The following is a 16,198-nucleotide window of genomic DNA, read 5'->3' on the forward strand; positions in this document are numbered from 1 at the left end:
CGGCGGAACTCTCGCGCCGGAAAGAGGGCGGGCCTCTTTTCAAAGGCCCGCCGCTTGCGATCAAGGCATATTGCGCATCATCTCGGGCGACATGGGCATCATGTTCGAGTTGAGGTGATGCATGACCCAGAGCGAGCCGGAAAGGGCGATGATGACAAGCACGATGGTGAAGATCAGCGCCATCATGTTCCAGCCGCCTTCCGAGCGGGTGTTCATGTGCAGGAAGTAGATCATGTGCACGATGATCTGGATCGCGCCGAGCACCATGATCAGCGCGGCTGTCACGACCGGATCGGAGAAGACCTTGGCCATGACCAGCCAGAAGGGAATGGCGGTCAGGATGACGGAGAGGACGAACCCCGTCATGTAGCTCTTGAAGGTGCCGTGGGCAGCTTCGTGACCGCCATGGTGATCGTGACCGTGGGCGTCGGCGGAATGATGCGAATGGTCCGTGTTCGAGCTCATCCGAGAACTCCCATGAGGTAGACGAAGGAAAACACGCCGATCCAGACGACGTCGAGGAAGTGCCAGAACATCGAAAGGCACATCAGGCGGCGCTTGTTCTCGGGGATCAGGCCATGCTGGCTGGTCTGCACCATCAGCGTGATCAGCCAGACGATGCCGACGGTGACGTGCAGCCCGTGCGTGCCGACCAGCGTGAAGAAGGCCGACAGGAAGGCGCTGCGCTGCGGGCCGGCGCCGTCGAGGATCAGGTGATAGAACTCGTAAAGTTCGAAGAAGATGAAGGCTGCGCCGAACAGGCCGGTGATCGCCAGCCACATCATCGTTCCCGACTTATTCTCCTTCTCCATCTCCAGCATGGCGAAGCCATAGGTGATGGAGGAGAAAAGCAGCATCGCCGTGTTGAGGGCGACGAGCGGCAGCTCGAACAGGTCTGCCGGAGAAGGGCCTGCCGCGTAGTTATGGCCGAGCACGGCATAGGTCGCGAAGAGGACTGCGAAGATCAGGCAGTCGCTCATGATGTAGATCCAGAAGCCCAGCATGGTGCTGCCTTCCGGATGATACTCTTCCGTCATGTAGAAGGCGGGCGTTTCGCCGTCCTTGGGAGCATGTGCGGTTTGGGTCGTCATAGGTCTTATACCTGTCCTGCGAGCAGCTTCGTACGCTCGTTCTCGGTCTTCACGACCTCCTCGGCGGGAATGTGGAAGTCGCGCTTATAGTTGAAGGTATGGCCGATCGTGGTGATGATCATCGCGGCGAAGGTGATGGCGGCGAGCCACCAGATGTACCAGATCATGCCGAATGCGAAGGCGATGGAGAGAACGCCGAGGATGATGCCCGTACCCGTGCTCTTCGGCATGTGGATCGGAATGAAGCCCTCCGTCGGCCTGACGTAGCCGCGGCTCTTCATGTCCCACCAGGCGTCGTTGTCGTGGACGATCGGCGTCAGGGCGAAGTTGTATTCCGGCGGCGGCGAGGATGTGGACCATTCCAGCGTGCGGCCGTTCCATGGGTCGCCGGTGACGTCGCGAAGCTCTTCGCGCTTGATGAAGCTGACGACGAGCTGGATGATGAAGGAGGCGATGCCGATGGCGATCATCACGGCGCCAAGTGCGGCGACGACGAAGTAGATCTGCAGCGACGGATCGTCGAACTGGGACATGCGGCGGGTGACGCCCATCAGGCCGAGCACGTAGAGCGGCATGAAGGCGAAGTAGAAGCCGACGACCCAGAACCAGAAGGACATCTTGCCCCAGAACGGATCGAGCTTGAAGCCGAAGGCCTTCGGGAACCAGTAGGCGATGCCGGCGAACATGCCGAACAGCACGCCGCCGATGATGACGTTGTGGAAGTGGGCGATCAGGAACAGCGAATTGTGCAGCACGAAGTCTGCCGGCGGAACCGCAAGCATGACGCCGGTCATGCCGCCGATCGTGAAGGTGACCATGAAGGCCACGGTCCACAGCATCGGCACTTCGTAGCGGATACGGCCGCGATACATGGTGAAGAGCCAGTTGAACAGCTTCGCACCCGTCGGGATCGAGATGATCATCGTCGTGATGCCGAAGAAGGAGTTGACGCTGGCGCCCGAACCCATGGTGAAGAAGTGGTGGAGCCAGACCAGGTACGACAGGATGGTGATGACGACGGTGGCGTACACCATCGAGGCATAACCGAAGAGGCGCTTGCCGGAGAAGGTGGCGACGACTTCCGAGAACACGCCGAAGGCCGGCAGGATCAGGATGTAGACTTCCGGGTGACCCCAGATCCAGATGAGGTTGATATACATCATCGGATTGCCGCCAAGGTCGTTGGTGAAGAAATTCGTGCCGGCGTAGCGGTCGAGCGACAGCAGGGCGAGAACGGCTGTCAGCACCGGGAAGGCGGCAACGATCAGCACGTTGGTGCAGAGCGCGGTCCAGGTGAAGACGGGCATTTTCATCATCGTCATGCCCGGCGCGCGCATCTTGACGATGGTCGCGACGAGGTTGACGCCCGACAGCAGCGTGCCGATACCCGCGACCTGCAGGCCCCAGATGTAATAATCGACACCGACATCGGGACTGTAGGCGATACCGGAAAGCGGCGGATAGGCGAGCCAGCCGGTCTTTGCGAACTCGCCGATGAATAGCGAGATCATGATGATGATCGCGCCGGCCGTCGTCATCCAGAAGGAGAAATTGTTGAGGAACGGAAACGACACATCGCGTGCGCCGATTTGCAGCGGCACGACGAAGTTCATGAGACCCGTAACCATCGGCATCGCCACGAAGAAGATCATGATGACGCCATGGGCGGTGAATACCTGGTCGTAGTGGTGCGGCGGCAGGAAGCCATCCGAGCCGTTGAAGGCGAGCGCCTGCTGGGCTCGCATCATCAGCGCGTCGGAAAAGCCGCGCAGCAGCATGATCAGCGACAGCACGATGTACATGACGCCGATCTTCTTGTGATCGATGCTGGTGAACCACTCTTTCCAGAGATAGCCCCAGAGACGGAAGTAGGTCAGCAGGCCGAGAACGGCGATACCGCCGATGGCGACGCCGATGAAGGTTATGACCAGGATCGGCTCGTGATAGGGGATGGAGTCGAGCGTCAGCCGACCGAAGATGAACTTATAGAGGTCCGGGTTGGAAAACATGGATTGCCTCTGTCCTTATAAATGTCTTGTTACTAAGCGCACCGGATCAGTGATCCTGGTGCTGCACCGAACCGGTCGACGAATCTGAAGAAGAGCCGTTGCCCATATCCATGCCCTGCATCGAGTTATCGCCATGCTGCATGGTATGACCCGCGGAGCCGTCGGCCTTCACGGGCGTTGCGTCCGCGTGGCCGGCGTCGCGGTTGTCGTAGATCAGACGCTCGCGGTTTTCCTGGCTTTCCTTGCCGCCGCCGCCCTTGGCGTCGATATGCATCATTTCGCTCATGCACATCTTGCTCGGGTCGGCGCACATGTTGAGGATGGCGTTATAGAGGCCATCGTCGACGGCATTGAAGTACTGCACCGGATTGCGTTCGCTCGGCTGGGCGAGGGCCAGGTATTCCGGGCGGCCGAGCGCCGTGCCCTGGCTCTTGGCCTTCTGGATCCACTGGTCGAAATCCGCCTGGTTCAGGCCATGGAACTTGAAGCGCATGTGCGAGAAGCCGGCACCGCTGTAGTTGGCGGATAGGCCTTGATACTCGCCGGGATGATTGATGACGGCGTGCAGCTTCGTCTCCATGCCCGGCATGGCGTAGATCTGGCCTGCCAGCGCCGGGATGAAGAAGGAGTTCATCACAGCGGAGGCCGTGATCTTGAAGTTGATCGGCCTGTCGACCGGGGCGGCCATTTCGTTGACCGTGGCGATGCCGTAGTCCGGATAGAAGAACAGCCATTTCCAGTCGAGCGCGACGACTTCGACGCTCAGCGGCTTGACGTCGGCGCTGAGCGGCTTGTCCTCGGCGATGCGGTCGAGCGGCCGGTAGGGGTCAAGCTGATGGGTGCTGATCCAGGTCACGGCGCCGAGCGCGATGATGATGGCGAGCGGGGCGGACCAGATGACCAGTTCGAGACGTGTCGAATGATGCCAATCCGGCTCGTAGGCCGCCTCTTCGTTCGACTGGCGATATTTCCAGGCGAAGAACAGTGTGAGGAAGATCACCGGGATGATGATGATCAACATCAGCACGACCGAGATGATGATGAGGTTGCGTTGCTGAACGGCGATGTCGCCGGAGGGAGCCATCACCACCATGTTGCAGCCCGATAGCAGCAAAATCAGCGGGATGACAGAAAAGCGGCTGAAAATCTTCGCTAGTCTTAGCACGTCTTAAAGCTCTTTTTGTTTCGACCCTACCGCGACTAAAGGACGGTGGTCATGAACGATATGAGGTGTTTCGTCGCACCGCAGCAAGCGCGAGTGCAATGCGGTATGGAATGCGGTCCCACCTATCGGGAAAACCCTGCAAAATCCAGAAGGTTTTCCGCCGATCATTCGCTTTTATCGCGGCCAATATACCCGGATCGGAACAAATGACCACCGCTGGCCTTTCCCTAGCTACGCATGATGCAGCGCCAGAGGCGGGAAAGGCCGGGTTTGATGGCTAATTTGCGAATTATTTCATGCTCGACACTTGATATGTTCGCACGTTTGATCGACATCTTTGTTACGCGCGCATTCATGGAGGAGTTCGCGCTCGGAGAGGGAGGCTCCCGTACATGGTCAGCGTGACACATGAAACACTGAACCCTACATCTTCAACCCTCGAGAGCGATGCCCGCAGCATGCATGCTGGCGGTTCGGTTGCCCCTGGCAACATTGCCATCGGTGTGATCATCGGTCGCACATCCGAGTTTTTTGATTTCTTCGTCTACGCCATCGCATCGGTCCTGGTTTTCCCGAAGCTGATGTTCCCCTTTGCTGACCCGTTGCATGGAACGCTGCTTTCCTTCCTGGTGTTCGCGCTTGCCTTCATCGCCCGCCCGATCGGCTCGTTCATCTTCATGGCGATCGACCGCACCTATGGCCGCGGCGTCAAGCTGACGATCGCGCTGTTCCTGCTTGGCGGTTCGACTGCGTCGATGAGCTTCCTGCCCGGCTATAATGAGATCGGCGGCTATGCGATCCTTCTGCTCGCCATCTTCCGTATCGGCCAGGGTCTTGCGCTCGGCGGCGCCTGGGACGGCTTGGCCTCGCTGCTAGCGCTGAATGCGCCCGCCAAACACCGCGGCTGGTATGCGATGATCCCGCAGCTCGGCGCTCCGATCGGCTTCATGCTGGCAAGTGCGCTCTTTGCTTACTTCGTCATGAGCCTGTCGACCGCCGACTTTGTCGATTGGGGCTGGCGCTATCCGTTCTTCTGCGCCTTCATGGTCAACGTCGTGGCGCTTTTCGCCCGGCTTCGCCTCGTCGCCACGCCGGAATTCGGCACGCTTCTGGAGCGCCATGAGCTGGAGCCGGTCAAGATGACGGAGCTTCTGCGGGTGCATGGCCGTGACGTGCTGATCGGCGCCTTCGTGCCGCTCGCAAGCTTTGCGACCTTCCATCTCGTCACCGTCTTCCCGCTGGGTTGGGTGACGCTTTACAGCGAGCAGACTCCCGGCTCGTTCCTGTTGATGGAATTCCTCGGTGCCATTTGCGGTATCCTCGCCATCATCTGTTCCGGCTTGCTGGCCGATAGGATCGGCCGTCGCAATCAGCTTGCCGTCGGTGCGGTGCTGCTCGCCTGCTTCGCTTTCGTCGCGCCATGGCTGCTCGACGGCGGCGTCACCGGTCGTCACATCTATGTGGTTCTCGGCTTCACGCTGCTCGGCCTCTCCTTCGGCCAGGCAGCAGGCGCCAGCGCCTCGCGCTTCAGCCGCAATTATCGCTACAGCGGCTCGGCACTGACCTCGGATCTGTCCTGGCTGATCGGCGCGGGTTTTGCGCCCTTCGTGGCGCTCAGCCTCTCCAGCCAGTTCGGCCTCGTCTATACCAGCCTCTATCTGCTGTCGGGCGTCGTCTGCACGCTGGTCGCGATCTTCTTCAGCAAGACGCTGGAGACGAAAGACACCTGAGCCGGATTTTCGAATTGAAAAGGGCCGCGGCGTGCGAATGCCGCGGCCCTTTTTCGTTCAGGCTGAATGCATGAGCCAGGCGATCAGCGGTGCCGCCAGCACGTTTGTCAATCCCACCAGCACCATGACCAGCCCGGCGATCGATCCTTCCTCGCGGCCGATCTCATGGGCCTTCGCGACGCCGACACCATGCGCCCCCATGCCGAAGAGCGCGCCGCGGGCGATGCCGGATTTGAGCGGCAACAGCCGCAGCAGCGTCTGTCCGGCGGCGGCGCCGAACAGACCGGTGATGACGACGAAGACGGCGGTCAGGTTGGGCACGCCGCCGATATCGTCCGACACCACCATGGCGAAAGGCGTGCTGATCGAGCGGGGCATCAGGCTGAGACGCAGGCTTTCGTCGAGACCGAAAAGGCTGGCAAGGCCCCAGGCCGAGAGCATGGCCGTGGTGCTACCGACCGTCACGCCGAATAGCAGCAAAGGCCAATAACGTCTGATCAGGTCGCGCTGTTCGTAGATCGGCACGGCGAAGGCGACTGTCGCCGGCCCGAGCAGAGCGAGCAGCCAGCGACTGTCGTGCATATAGTCCCGATAGGTCGCATGCAGGACGAGTGCGATGGCGATCAGAACCGCCGGCGCCGCCACCAGCGGCGAGAGCCACAGCGAAGGCCAACGGCGATAAAGCGCCTTGGAAAAATAATAGAGGCCAATCGTCGCCAGCGGCCAGAACAGGCCCGGTGCGATCGTTTCAATTGCGGACATGACGGGATGCTCCCTGGTGCACCATCAGCCGGTAGCCGAAGTCGATCGAGATCGCGGTGACGCCCATGACGATGACGGTGCCGACGAAGATGACGGCAAGCACCTTCAGCCCGACGATCCCGAGGAATTCGCCATGATCGAGCACGGCCAGCACGGCCGGTACGAAGAACAGCAGCATTTCGGCCAGAAACCACTCCGCGCCGCGCTGCATGCTCGTCATGCTGACCTTGCCGCTCGCAAACAGCGCCAGCACCAGCAGCATGCCGGCGATAGCGCCGGGAATGGGCAGATGCGCAAGGCGCACGATGCCTTCACCGGCCTGCCAGTAGGCCAGCAGCAGGAAGATCTGAGCCAGGCGGCTTAGTTTCGGACGGTTTTGCAGATCGATGTGCATGGAGAAACTCGGGAAAATTCGGATGGCCTGACGATAAGCCCTTCCTCCTTATGAATAAAATGAATTGATTTCATCAAATTCAGTCCTGTATGGAATAGTGATGGAACTTCGAACGCTGCGAGCCTTTGTCGAGGTGGTGCGCCAGGGAGGCTTTTCGGAAGCCGCCAAGGTGGTGTTCGCGACCCAGTCCGCCGTAAGCAAGGCCGTGCGACAGCTCGAGGACGAGCTTGGTCTGCCGCTGCTCAATCGCATCGGCCATCGCACGACGCTCACGGATGCCGGCGAGGTCGTCTATCGCCGGGCGGTAACGCTCCTTGCCGGGCGCGACGATCTCCTCGCCGAACTCGCCGAATTGCGCGGCCTCGCGCGCGGCACTCTGCGGCTCGGCCTGCCGCCGATCGGCAACGATGCGCTGTTCGCGCCGGTATTTGCCGTCTTCCGCAGCCGCTATCCCGGCATCGAGATCAAGCTAGTGGAGCAGGGCGCCAAGCGGCTGGAGGAGATGGTGCTTTCCGACGAGGTCGATCTCGGCGCCTCGCTTCTGCCGACGCTCGATGCGTTCGAGTGGCAGAGCGTGCGTTGCGAGCCGATGCATGTGCTGCTGCCATCAGCGCATCCGCTTGCCGGCCATGAGACGGTTTCGCTCGCGGCGCTGCAAGGCAATCCCTTCATCCTGTTCGAGACCGGCTTTGCCCTTAATGGCATCATTCTCGATGCCTGTCGCACCGCCAGCTTCGCGCCCGATATTGTCGCACGTTCAAGCCAGATCAATTTCATCGTCGAGCTGGTCGCCGCCGGTCTCGGTGTCGGCTTCCTGCCGCGGCTGATCGCCGAGCAACGCCTGCGCCCCGGCATCAGCCACGCGCTCGTCGTCGAGCCTGAAATGCAGTGGCATATGGCATGGATTTGGCGGCGGGGCGGTTACCTGTCGCAGGCCGGCCGTGCTTGGCTCGAGCTTGCCGCAGAGGTGTCGGTGAAAACTTGACTCCGTTGTAAAACTTTTGTGATAAGCAGGGCGCGAGTGTAAACTTGAAAATAATGCTCAGGAAAAATATACGCTATCGCATCGCTGCCGGGGGCGGCGACTTTCAAGCGAGAGGACTTATGGCTTTTTCCTTTTCTCACCTCACCAGCGCGCTGGCGCTTGCGGCTGGCCTTGCCGTTGCTCCGATGATGGCGAATGCCGCCGATTCCGAAGGCATCGTGGTCTACAATGCCCAGCACGAGACGCTGACGCAGGCATGGGCGGATGGCTTCACCAAGGAAACCGGCATCAAGGTCACGATCCGCAACGGTAGCGACATGCAGTTCGCCAACCAGATCATCCAGGAAGGCGCCGCTTCCCCCGCTGACGTCTATCTGACGGAAAATTCGCCTGGCATGACGCTGGTCGACGCCAACAAGCTCTTTGCTCCGGTCGATGCCGCCACGCTCGCCCAGGTGCCGGAAACCTTCAAGGCAGCCGATGGCGACTGGGTCGGCGTTGCCGCCCGTTCGACGGTTTTTGCCTATGACAAGACCAAGCTGAAGGAAGGCGACCTGCCGAAGTCGATGCTCGATCTGGCCGATGCCAAGTGGAAGGGCCGTTGGGGCGCTTCGCCGGCCGGCGCCGATTTCCAGGCGATCGTCAGTGCGTTTCTCGAGCTGAAGGGCGAGGATGCCACGCGCGCCTGGCTGAAGGCGATGAAGGAAAACGCCAGCTTCTACAAGGGCAACAGCGTCGCCATGAAAGCCGTCAATGCCGGCGAAATCGAAGGCGCGGTGATCTATCACTACTATTGGTTCGGCGATCAGGCCAAGACCGGCGAAAACAGCAAGAACGTTGCCCTGCACTATTTCAAGAACCAGGATCCGGGCGCGTTCGTCAGCATCTCCGGCGGTGCGGTTCTGGCGTCCAGCCAGCATCAGAAGGAAGCACAGGCATTCCTGAAGTGGATCACCGGCAAGGGCGGCCAGGCCGTACTGCGCGATGGCGACTCCTATGAATATGCCGTCGGCAATGGCGACGCTTCCAATGCGAAGCTGGTGCCGCTGACGGACCTGCAGGCACCGAAGGTCGAGCCCTCCAAGCTGAACAGCAAGAAGGTCACCGACCTGATGACGGAAGCCGGGCTCATCTAAGGCAAAAGCCCGGGCCGAGACGCCTTTCCGCGGTTTTCGGATAGGCTTATCCCGGGCTTGGCTCTTGCATCACTGTCGCATGCCCTGCTAGGGGCATGCGAATGGCCTTCAGGCCGATCGATCGGGCAATCGCCTTTCAACGGCGATTGCCTTCCTATTTCAGGGCGTGAAAGGCAGCTAGGACTTGCTGCAGAAGAACACATATGCCGCGCCGGCCGGTCAGGCCGCCGCCATGCGAATGCCCCAGTTGACGGCTGCTCCCCGCAGTCGCGTTCGGCATGCTTCCGTCGTCGCCTTTGCATCCATCGTCGCCCTTTTGAGTCTGGTGCCGCTCGGCTTTATCATCTGGATCACGATCGATACCGGCTGGGCCGAAGTCATCGCGCTGATTTTTCGCAATCGTGTCGGCGAACTGCTCGTCAATACCGTCCTGCTCGAGCTCTGCACCATCCCGCTCTGCATCCTGCTGGCGGTGACGCTCGCCTGGCTGACGGAGCGCACCGATATACCGGGTGCCCGCATCTGGTCCTGGCTGGCTGTCGCGCCACTTGCGGTGCCCGCCTTCGTGCACAGCTATGCCTGGGTCAGCCTCGTGCCGAGCATGCATGGGCTGTGGAGCGGCGTGCTGGTGTCGGTGCTTGCCTATTTTCCGTTCCTCTATTTGCCGGTCGCCGCAGCCCTGCGCCGCCTCGATCCGGCGATCGAGGATGCTGCCGCCTCGCTCGGCCTCGGCCCCTGGCGCGTGTTCTTCCGTGCGGTCCTGCCGCAGCTTCGCCTCGCCATCTGCGGCGGCTCGCTGCTGATCGGTCTGCATCTCCTGGCCGAATACGGCCTCTACGTGATGATCCGTTTCGACACCTTCTCGACCGCGATCGTCGATCAGTTCCAGTCTGCCTATAACAGCCCTGCAGCCAATATGCTCGGCGGTGTTCTCGTTTTCTGCTGCCTGCTGTTGCTCGGCATCGAAGTGCTGGTACGCGGCAACGAGCGCTACGCCCGCGTCGGTTCCGGCGCCGCGCGCCCGGCCGATCGTCGTCGTCTGGGCTGGTTTGTCATTCCAGCCATCGTGCTCCCGGTCTTGACCGCTGTGTTGACGCTCGGTGTTCCCTTTGTGACCCTGGGGCGCTGGCTTTATCTTGGCGGCGCCGGCATCTGGCGGATCGATACCGTTGGCTCTGCCTTGCTGCAGACAATCGTCTTGGCGATTGCCGGCGGTCTGCTGGCCACGATAGCTGCGGTCCCCATGGCGTGGCTGTCGGTGCGGGCGCCGGGACGGCTGCAGCGCATCCTCGAAGCCTGCCACTACTATGTTGGCTCGCTGCCGGGTGTCGTCGTTGCCTTGGCCCTGGTTTCGATCACGGTCCGGTTGATCCTGCCGCTCTACCAGACGTTCGCCACGCTGTTGCTCGCCTATGTCCTGCTGTTCCTGCCGCGTGCGTTGGTCGGCCTGCGCGCCAGCATCGCCCAGGCGCCGGTCGAGCTCGAGCGCGCAGCCATGGCGCTCGGCCGCACGCCTGCCCAAGCCGTACGGCAGATCACCATGCGCCTGGCCGCGCCCGGTTTTGCTGCCAGCGTCGCGCTTGTGGCGCTCGGTATCACCAACGAGCTGACGGCGACGCTCATGCTGTCGCCCAACGGCACGGAAACGCTGGCGACGAAATTCTGGTCGTTGACCAGCGAGATCGACTATGTTTCCGCCGCGCCCTACGCCTTCATGATGGTCGTGTTGTCGCTGCCTCTCACCCTCCTTCTTTACGTACAATCCAAGCGGACGGCCGGACAATGACCTTTCTGGCGATCAAGAATATCAGCAAACACTATGGCCAGGTGCACGCGCTCGACGACATCGAACTTGCGGTGGCCGCCGGCAGCCGCACTGCGATCGTCGGTCCCTCCGGCTCCGGCAAGACGACGCTGCTGCGCATCATCGCCGGTTTCGAGATTCCCGACGAGGGCCAGGTGACGCTGGAAGGCCAGACACTGGCGGACGGGGCTGCCATCGTACCAGCGCATCGCCGCGGCATCGGCATCGTGTCACAGGACGGCGCCTTGTTTCCGCATCTGAGCGTGGCCGAGAATGTCGGCTTCGGCATGGAGCGCGGCGCGCAAGACCGTGATCAGCGGATCAACGCGCTCATCGACATGGTGGAGCTCGATCGCGGCATGCTCGATCGCCGCCCGCATCAACTCTCTGGCGGCCAGCAACAGCGTGTCGCTCTCGCGCGCGCCCTTGGCCGTAAGCCGAGGCTGATGCTGCTCGATGAGCCCTTTTCTGCGCTCGACACGGGTTTGCGTGAAAACATGCGAAAAGCGGTCGCCCGCGTGCTGCAAATTGCGGGCATCACCGCGGTTCTGGTGACGCACGATCAGGTGGAGGCGCTATCCTTCGCCAACCAGGTAGCGGTTCTGCGCGACGGCAGGCTGATACAGGCGGGAACCCCGCAGACGCTCTACCTCAGTCCAAAAGACCGCGAGACCGCTATCTTTCTCGGAGATGCCATCGTCTTGCCGGCGGACCTTGGCGATGACGCTGTCTCATGCGTCTTGGGGCGGATTCCGGCTGATACCAAAGGTCGGCAGGGGCGTGCAGACATTATGCTGCGGCCGGAACAATTGCGCCTCAGTGTTGTCGCTGATGCCGGCACGAACGCCGTTTGCATCGGCAAAGTCACCGACATTGAATTCGGTGGCGCGGTCTGCACGGTGACGGTTGTCCTTTCCAACGCTAATGGCCTGGAGACGTTGAACATCAAAAGTTCTGGTGTCGGCTTGCCAGAGGTCGGCAGCGTGGTCTCCGTTACTGTCCTCGGAAAGGCGCACATCTTCGACAAGCTCGGCGCTTGAGCATCATTTGAGTTGAAGTCGCGGGAGCTTTGAGGAAGATAGAGCGAGCCTATCATCGCGCCCCTATGCCGAAGGAACGCCCATGTCTTTGCTCGATCAGATCGCCCAGGATCTCCCATTCCTGACGTCGCTTCGTCATAACCTTCATGCCCACCCCGAACTCGGCTTTGAGGAGGAGCGCACCAGCGGTATCGTCGCGACGTTGCTTGAGGAGGCAGGGCTGACGGTGCATCGCGGCCTCGGCAAGACCGGCGTCGTCGGCACGCTGCAGGTCGGCAACGGCACCCGTCGCATCGGCCTTCGCGCCGACATGGATGCGCTGGCCATGCCGGAAAAGGGCAACCGACCTTACAAGTCCACCATTCCCGGCAAGATGCACGCCTGCGGCCATGACGGCCATACGACCATGCTGATCGGTGCCGCCCGCCATCTCGCCGCCAAGCGCGGTTTTTCCGGCACGGTGCATTTCATCTTCCAGCCGGCCGAAGAAGGGCGCGGTGGTGCCAAGCGCATGGTGGAGGACGGCCTCTTCGATCTGTTTCCCTGCGATGCCGTCTACGGCCTGCACAATATGCCCGGCCTCGACGTCGATGAGATGGCTGTCGTCGAGGGGCCGCAGCTGGCTTCTTCGGATAGCTGGCGCATCACCTTCCGGGGTACCGGCACCCACGGTGCCAAGCCGCATCTCGGCAAGGACCCGATCACGGCGGCAGCGACATTCCTGTCTTCGCTGCAGACCATCGTCGGCCGTGTCGTCGATCCGCTTCAGCCGGCCGTCGTTAGCGCCTGCTCGCTGCAGGCGGGCGATCCCAAGGCGCTGAACGTCATTCCCGATACCGTCGATATCGGCGGCACGGCGCGGGCCTATACGCCCGAGGTTCGCGATCAGCTCGAGCAGGAGATCGGACGCCTGGCGCATGGCACGGCGGCCATGTACGGGATCGCGGTCGACTATCAGTTCGAGCGGCGCATCCCCCCCGTCGTCAACGATCCAGATGCCACCGCGCGGGCGTTGAAAACCGCCACGGCCGTCTTCGGCGAGAAGGTGCTCACCCGCTTCCCACCCTCGACCGCCGGTGACGATTTCGCCTTCTTCGGCCAGAAGGCTCCCGGTTGCTACGTCTGGCTCGGCAATGGCCCGGCCGTGGACGGAGCGCTGCATCACAACACGGCTTATGACTTCAGCGATGACGCGATCGCGTCGGGCGTGGCGTTTTGGGCGACGTTGGTGCAGCAGGAGTTGGGGGACCAAGGCTGAAGTGGCTCTGAGCATGGCGCACGTCTGCTACCCCCCTCTGTCCCGAAAGGGACAGAGGGGGGTAGCAGACGTGCGCCATCCATAGATATAGAGGCGAGTTTAGGCAAAGAAGCCTAAACCTCCCCAAGCACCGGCGTCTCCAACACCCGTCCCGTCGCAACATCGGCAATCCCGCGATCCGTCTGATGCGGTCCGGCATTGCAGGCGAGTGTGGCGCCGAAGCAGGCCTTGAAGACGAGGTAGGGCGGGCTCCAGTCGACGATGGCGTCGATCGCCCCGCGGATGGCGCGGAAGGCGTTGGCGGTTTCCTCGAGCGGCGCGTCGCTCACCAATCCGGAGAGCGGCAGCGGCAACAGCGCCTCGATCCTGCCGTCGCGTGCGACCGCCAGCCCGCCGCCGGCAGCGATGACGGCATTGGCGGCAATTGTCATGTCACGCACATTGCCGCCGAAGACCGTGAGATTGTGGCTGTCGTGCGAAACCGTCGTGCAGAAGGCACCGCGCCACTCGCCCCAGCCGGTGAGGAAACCGATACGCGGTCGGCCGTCGGCTTTCCCATGGCGATGGGCGACGGCGAGCATGGTGGTGCCAGTCGGAGGCACGACGAAGCCGTTCTCCACATCGGCCCCGATCTCACCCCATTGGGTGAAGCGCGGCCGATCGATGGTCGCAAGCCGTACGCGGCTGCCTGTCGCCGGCACACGGAAATCGTCCTCGCCGAGCGTCGCCAGCTTGATGGAATTGCGCAGCGGCTCTGGATCGATTTCGGCACTCGCGCCGACAATCCGGCCCGCCTCGGCCGCCAGCGTGCCGTTGATGATCACAAGCCGTGCCTTGAAGCTCTCTAAGTCTTCGAACAGCACGATATCGGCACGGCGTCCGGCCGCGATCAGGCCGAGATCGTTGCGGCCAAGCCGCATGGCGCCATTCAAGGTCGCTGCCCTCAGCACCCATTCGGGCTTCAGCCCGTAGTGCACGAGGCGGCGCACCACGTCATCGAGGCCGCCGCCGTCGTGGAGTTCGTCGGGAAAGACGTCGTCGGTGCAGAGCGTCACGGTCTGCGGCAGAAAGCCGAGTTCCTTGATCGCTTCGACGAATTGCGGCATCAGATGGTCATGCGAGCCGCGGAGCTCGATCGTCAGGCCCGCCGACAGTTTGGCCAGCAGATCGGCTCCGGACGTCAGCTCATGGTCCGAGGTGACGCCGGCGGCCATAAAGGCGTTGAGATCGCTGCCCTCAAGGCTGCGGGCATGGCCGCAGATCATTTTACCCGAACGCAGCCCGGCATTGATGATCGCGCTGCCACGCGGATCGCCGTTGATCACTTCGCGCATCGTCATGACTTCCGCGATGCCGCCGATCTCAGGCCAGGCGAGCATCTCGGCCATGTCAGTGCCGTCGAAATCGGCGCCCGCCAGCTCGAGTCCCGGTGCGGAGGGCACGCAGGATGGCGCCAGCGGTATCACGCGGATCGGCAGTTGGCGGCTCGCTTCGATCGCCCAGCGCACGCCTTCCAGCCCGTGGACATTGCCGAGTTCGTGCGGATCCCAGACGATGGTCGTCACGCCGCGTGGCAGGACAGCCTCGGTGTAGATAGCCGGCGTCACCATGGAGCTTTCGATGTGCATATGCGTGTCGATCAGGCCGGGCGACAGGAAGCATCCTTCGGCGTCGATCGTCTGCGCCGTATCGATACGGCTGCCCGGCGCATGCACGCTTGCAATCAGTGGGCCGACGATGCCGATATCGGCGGCGCGGATGCGGCCGGTGACCATATCGACAAGGCGGCCGCCGGTGATCAGCAGATCGAAGGGTTGATCGCCTCGAGCGGCGGCGACTGCCCGCGCCCGCAGCTCGGGAGTGTTGAGATCGGCAGGCTCGCCGAACAAGTCTCTGGTCATCGGCTGGCCTCCTGAAGCAGGGCGTCGAATATGATGGAGCGTGCCTTGTCGGCGTCGATCTCGGCTGCGAAATGGGCATTGAACTCAGCATGAGAGGCGCGTGTCTCGACGACGGTGCGCCCGCGCGTATGCTGCCCCTGCAATTCGGCGTCGATCCGCGCGTGTCGAAGTGTTGATATCTCGGGCGCAACGAAAATTGCCGCCGCCGTCGGGTCGTATAGTGCCATGGCCGGCCGGCCGCGGCTGATGGCGATGTTGACGTAGCCTTCCAGAAGATCGGCGAGCAGCTGCGCTTTTTCGCCGGCCGTCTGGCGGAGACGGGCGACATCCTCGGGCCAGGCCAGCACCTTCCGGCAGATATCGAGATCGATCATGCGCAACGGCAGACCATGCGCCAGCACGATCGCCAGCGCCTCGGGATCGGCAAAGGCGTTGAACTCGGCAGAGGCGGTGTGATTGCCCGATGTGACGCCACCGCCCATCCAGGTCAATTCGTCGATGCGTGCCGCAAGCTCGGGTCGGGCAAGCGCCACGGCGGCAATGTTCGTCAGCGGACCAAGCGCGAGGATGCGTTTCGGCCCTGCGCCATCGGCAAGCCAGTCGCTGAGCGCGACAAAGGCATTGCTGAACGGAAGTGGATCGGTCGGCGGCAGGCTCCGGCCCGTGGTCGGAATGCCGCTCTGGCCGAGGATGTTCTGCGCTGTCTCCAGCTTGCACACCACGGGCAATTCGCGGCCGGTATGGATGGGGAATTTCCAGCCGAAGACGGCGGCAGCACTGGCCGCATTGGCGCGGACATGGGACAGCGGCGCATTGCCGCTCACCAGCGAAACGCCGTCGATGGTAAGATTCGAATGCGCGACCACCAGAATGGCGGCGATGTCATCGAACCCCATGTCGGTATCGATCCAGATTCCCATGAT

At 62.1% G+C, this 16,198-nt stretch carries 14 protein-coding genes; 6 read left to right on the forward strand and 8 right to left on the reverse strand.

The window, feature by feature from the left end:
- Positions 1-60: 60 nt before the first annotated feature.
- Genes cyoD through cyoA form a run of 4 tightly spaced genes read right to left on the reverse strand, consistent with a single transcriptional unit; the run spans position 61 to position 4,265 of the window.
- Positions 61-465 (reverse strand): cytochrome o ubiquinol oxidase subunit IV, encoded by a 405-nt coding sequence (cyoD, locus tag JTP94_RS03010; RefSeq protein WP_037200882.1) that lies wholly within the window; start codon positions 463-465, stop codon positions 61-63.
- Positions 462-1,091 carry a cytochrome o ubiquinol oxidase subunit III gene (gene cyoC / locus JTP94_RS03015; protein WP_204849087.1) on the reverse strand — a complete coding sequence of 210 codons (630 nt, stop codon included), beginning with the start codon at positions 1,089-1,091 and terminating at the stop codon, positions 462-464. Before cyoC ends, cyoD begins: the two co-directional genes overlap by 4 nt.
- 5 nt (positions 1,092-1,096) lie before the next feature.
- Positions 1,097-3,100: a cytochrome o ubiquinol oxidase subunit I gene (cyoB, locus tag JTP94_RS03020; protein WP_204849088.1), complete on the reverse strand. Its 2,004-nt coding sequence runs from the start codon at positions 3,098-3,100 to the stop codon at positions 1,097-1,099.
- 46 nt (positions 3,101-3,146) lie between these two features.
- A complete protein-coding gene (cyoA, locus tag JTP94_RS03025; RefSeq protein ID WP_204849089.1) occupies positions 3,147-4,265 on the reverse strand; it encodes a ubiquinol oxidase subunit II in 1,119 nt (372 codons plus the stop codon).
- Positions 4,266-4,657: 392 nt separating this feature from the next.
- On the opposite strand from cyoA, the gene JTP94_RS03030 reads away from it, so the two are divergent.
- Positions 4,658-5,995, forward strand: coding sequence for an MFS transporter (locus tag JTP94_RS03030; protein ID WP_204849090.1), 1,338 nt, complete (start codon positions 4,658-4,660; stop codon positions 5,993-5,995).
- Between the two features lie 57 nt (positions 5,996-6,052).
- Here the strand turns inward: JTP94_RS03030 and JTP94_RS03035 are convergent, their stop codons facing one another.
- Positions 6,053-6,757 carry an LrgB family protein gene (locus tag JTP94_RS03035; protein ID WP_034512119.1) on the reverse strand — a complete coding sequence of 235 codons (705 nt, stop codon included), beginning with the start codon at positions 6,755-6,757 and terminating at the stop codon, positions 6,053-6,055.
- Complete coding sequence (locus JTP94_RS03040) at positions 6,744-7,151, reverse strand: CidA/LrgA family protein (protein WP_204849091.1); 408 nt, start codon at positions 7,149-7,151, stop codon at positions 6,744-6,746. The genes JTP94_RS03035 and JTP94_RS03040 overlap by 14 nt, the downstream gene beginning before the upstream one ends.
- Before the next feature lie 100 nt (positions 7,152-7,251).
- Here JTP94_RS03040 and JTP94_RS03045 point away from each other — a divergent pair, with 100 nt between their 5' ends.
- The 5 genes from JTP94_RS03045 (at position 7,252) to JTP94_RS03065 (ending at position 13,374) form a co-directional block, all read left to right on the forward strand.
- The gene (locus JTP94_RS03045) at positions 7,252-8,136 is read left to right on the forward strand and encodes a LysR family transcriptional regulator (protein WP_204849092.1); all 885 of its coding nucleotides are present in this window, start codon (positions 7,252-7,254) and stop codon (positions 8,134-8,136) included.
- 119 nt (positions 8,137-8,255) lie between these two features.
- Positions 8,256-9,272, forward strand: coding sequence for an iron ABC transporter substrate-binding protein (locus tag JTP94_RS03050; RefSeq protein WP_204849093.1), 1,017 nt, complete (start codon positions 8,256-8,258; stop codon positions 9,270-9,272).
- A gap of 232 nt (positions 9,273-9,504) precedes the next feature.
- Positions 9,505-11,058, forward strand: a complete 1,554-nt coding sequence (locus JTP94_RS03055) for an iron ABC transporter permease (RefSeq protein ID WP_204849550.1) — start codon at positions 9,505-9,507, stop codon at positions 11,056-11,058.
- A complete protein-coding gene (locus tag JTP94_RS03060; protein WP_204849094.1) occupies positions 11,055-12,116 on the forward strand; it encodes an ABC transporter ATP-binding protein in 1,062 nt (353 codons plus the stop codon). The genes JTP94_RS03055 and JTP94_RS03060 overlap by 4 nt, the downstream gene beginning before the upstream one ends.
- An 82-nt stretch (positions 12,117-12,198) precedes the next feature.
- A complete protein-coding gene (locus JTP94_RS03065) occupies positions 12,199-13,374 on the forward strand; it encodes a M20 aminoacylase family protein (protein ID WP_204849095.1) in 1,176 nt (391 codons plus the stop codon).
- Between the two features lie 113 nt (positions 13,375-13,487).
- Here JTP94_RS03065 and JTP94_RS03070 read toward each other — a convergent pair whose 3' ends face one another.
- Positions 13,488-15,275 (reverse strand): adenine deaminase, encoded by a 1,788-nt coding sequence (locus JTP94_RS03070; RefSeq protein WP_204849096.1) that lies wholly within the window; start codon positions 15,273-15,275, stop codon positions 13,488-13,490.
- Positions 15,272-16,195, reverse strand: coding sequence for a nucleoside hydrolase (locus tag JTP94_RS03075; RefSeq protein ID WP_204849097.1), 924 nt, complete (start codon positions 16,193-16,195; stop codon positions 15,272-15,274). The genes JTP94_RS03070 and JTP94_RS03075 overlap by 4 nt, the downstream gene beginning before the upstream one ends.
- Between the last annotated feature and the right edge of the window lie 3 nt (positions 16,196-16,198).

Source organism: Martinezella lusitana, assembly GCF_016901135.1.
GTDB lineage: Bacteria > Pseudomonadota > Alphaproteobacteria > Rhizobiales > Rhizobiaceae > Rhizobium > Rhizobium lusitanum_D.

What these genes read in the sequence shown, in the direction of transcription:
- cyoC (WP_204849087.1), bottom strand. Translation starts at nt 1,091, where the DNA reads ATGACGACCCAAACCGCACATGCTCCCAAGGACGGCGAAACGCCCGCC.
- JTP94_RS03065 (WP_204849095.1), top strand. Translation starts at nt 12,199, where the DNA reads ATGTCTTTGCTCGATCAGATCGCCCAGGATCTCCCATTCCTGACGTCG.
- cyoD (WP_037200882.1), bottom strand. Translation starts at nt 465, where the DNA reads ATGAGCTCGAACACGGACCATTCGCATCATTCCGCCGACGCCCACGGT.
- JTP94_RS03060 (WP_204849094.1), top strand. Translation starts at nt 11,055, where the DNA reads ATGACCTTTCTGGCGATCAAGAATATCAGCAAACACTATGGCCAGGTG.
- JTP94_RS03035 (WP_034512119.1), bottom strand. Translation starts at nt 6,757, where the DNA reads ATGTCCGCAATTGAAACGATCGCACCGGGCCTGTTCTGGCCGCTGGCG.
- JTP94_RS03075 (WP_204849097.1), bottom strand. Translation starts at nt 16,195, where the DNA reads ATGGGAATCTGGATCGATACCGACATGGGGTTCGATGACATCGCCGCC.
- JTP94_RS03040 (WP_204849091.1), bottom strand. Translation starts at nt 7,151, where the DNA reads ATGCACATCGATCTGCAAAACCGTCCGAAACTAAGCCGCCTGGCTCAG.
- JTP94_RS03045 (WP_204849092.1), top strand. Translation starts at nt 7,252, where the DNA reads ATGGAACTTCGAACGCTGCGAGCCTTTGTCGAGGTGGTGCGCCAGGGA.
- cyoB (WP_204849088.1), bottom strand. Translation starts at nt 3,100, where the DNA reads ATGTTTTCCAACCCGGACCTCTATAAGTTCATCTTCGGTCGGCTGACG.
- JTP94_RS03055 (WP_204849550.1), top strand. Translation starts at nt 9,505, where the DNA reads ATGCGAATGCCCCAGTTGACGGCTGCTCCCCGCAGTCGCGTTCGGCAT.
- JTP94_RS03050 (WP_204849093.1), top strand. Translation starts at nt 8,256, where the DNA reads ATGGCTTTTTCCTTTTCTCACCTCACCAGCGCGCTGGCGCTTGCGGCT.
- JTP94_RS03070 (WP_204849096.1), bottom strand. Translation starts at nt 15,275, where the DNA reads ATGACCAGAGACTTGTTCGGCGAGCCTGCCGATCTCAACACTCCCGAG.
- JTP94_RS03030 (WP_204849090.1), top strand. Translation starts at nt 4,658, where the DNA reads ATGGTCAGCGTGACACATGAAACACTGAACCCTACATCTTCAACCCTC.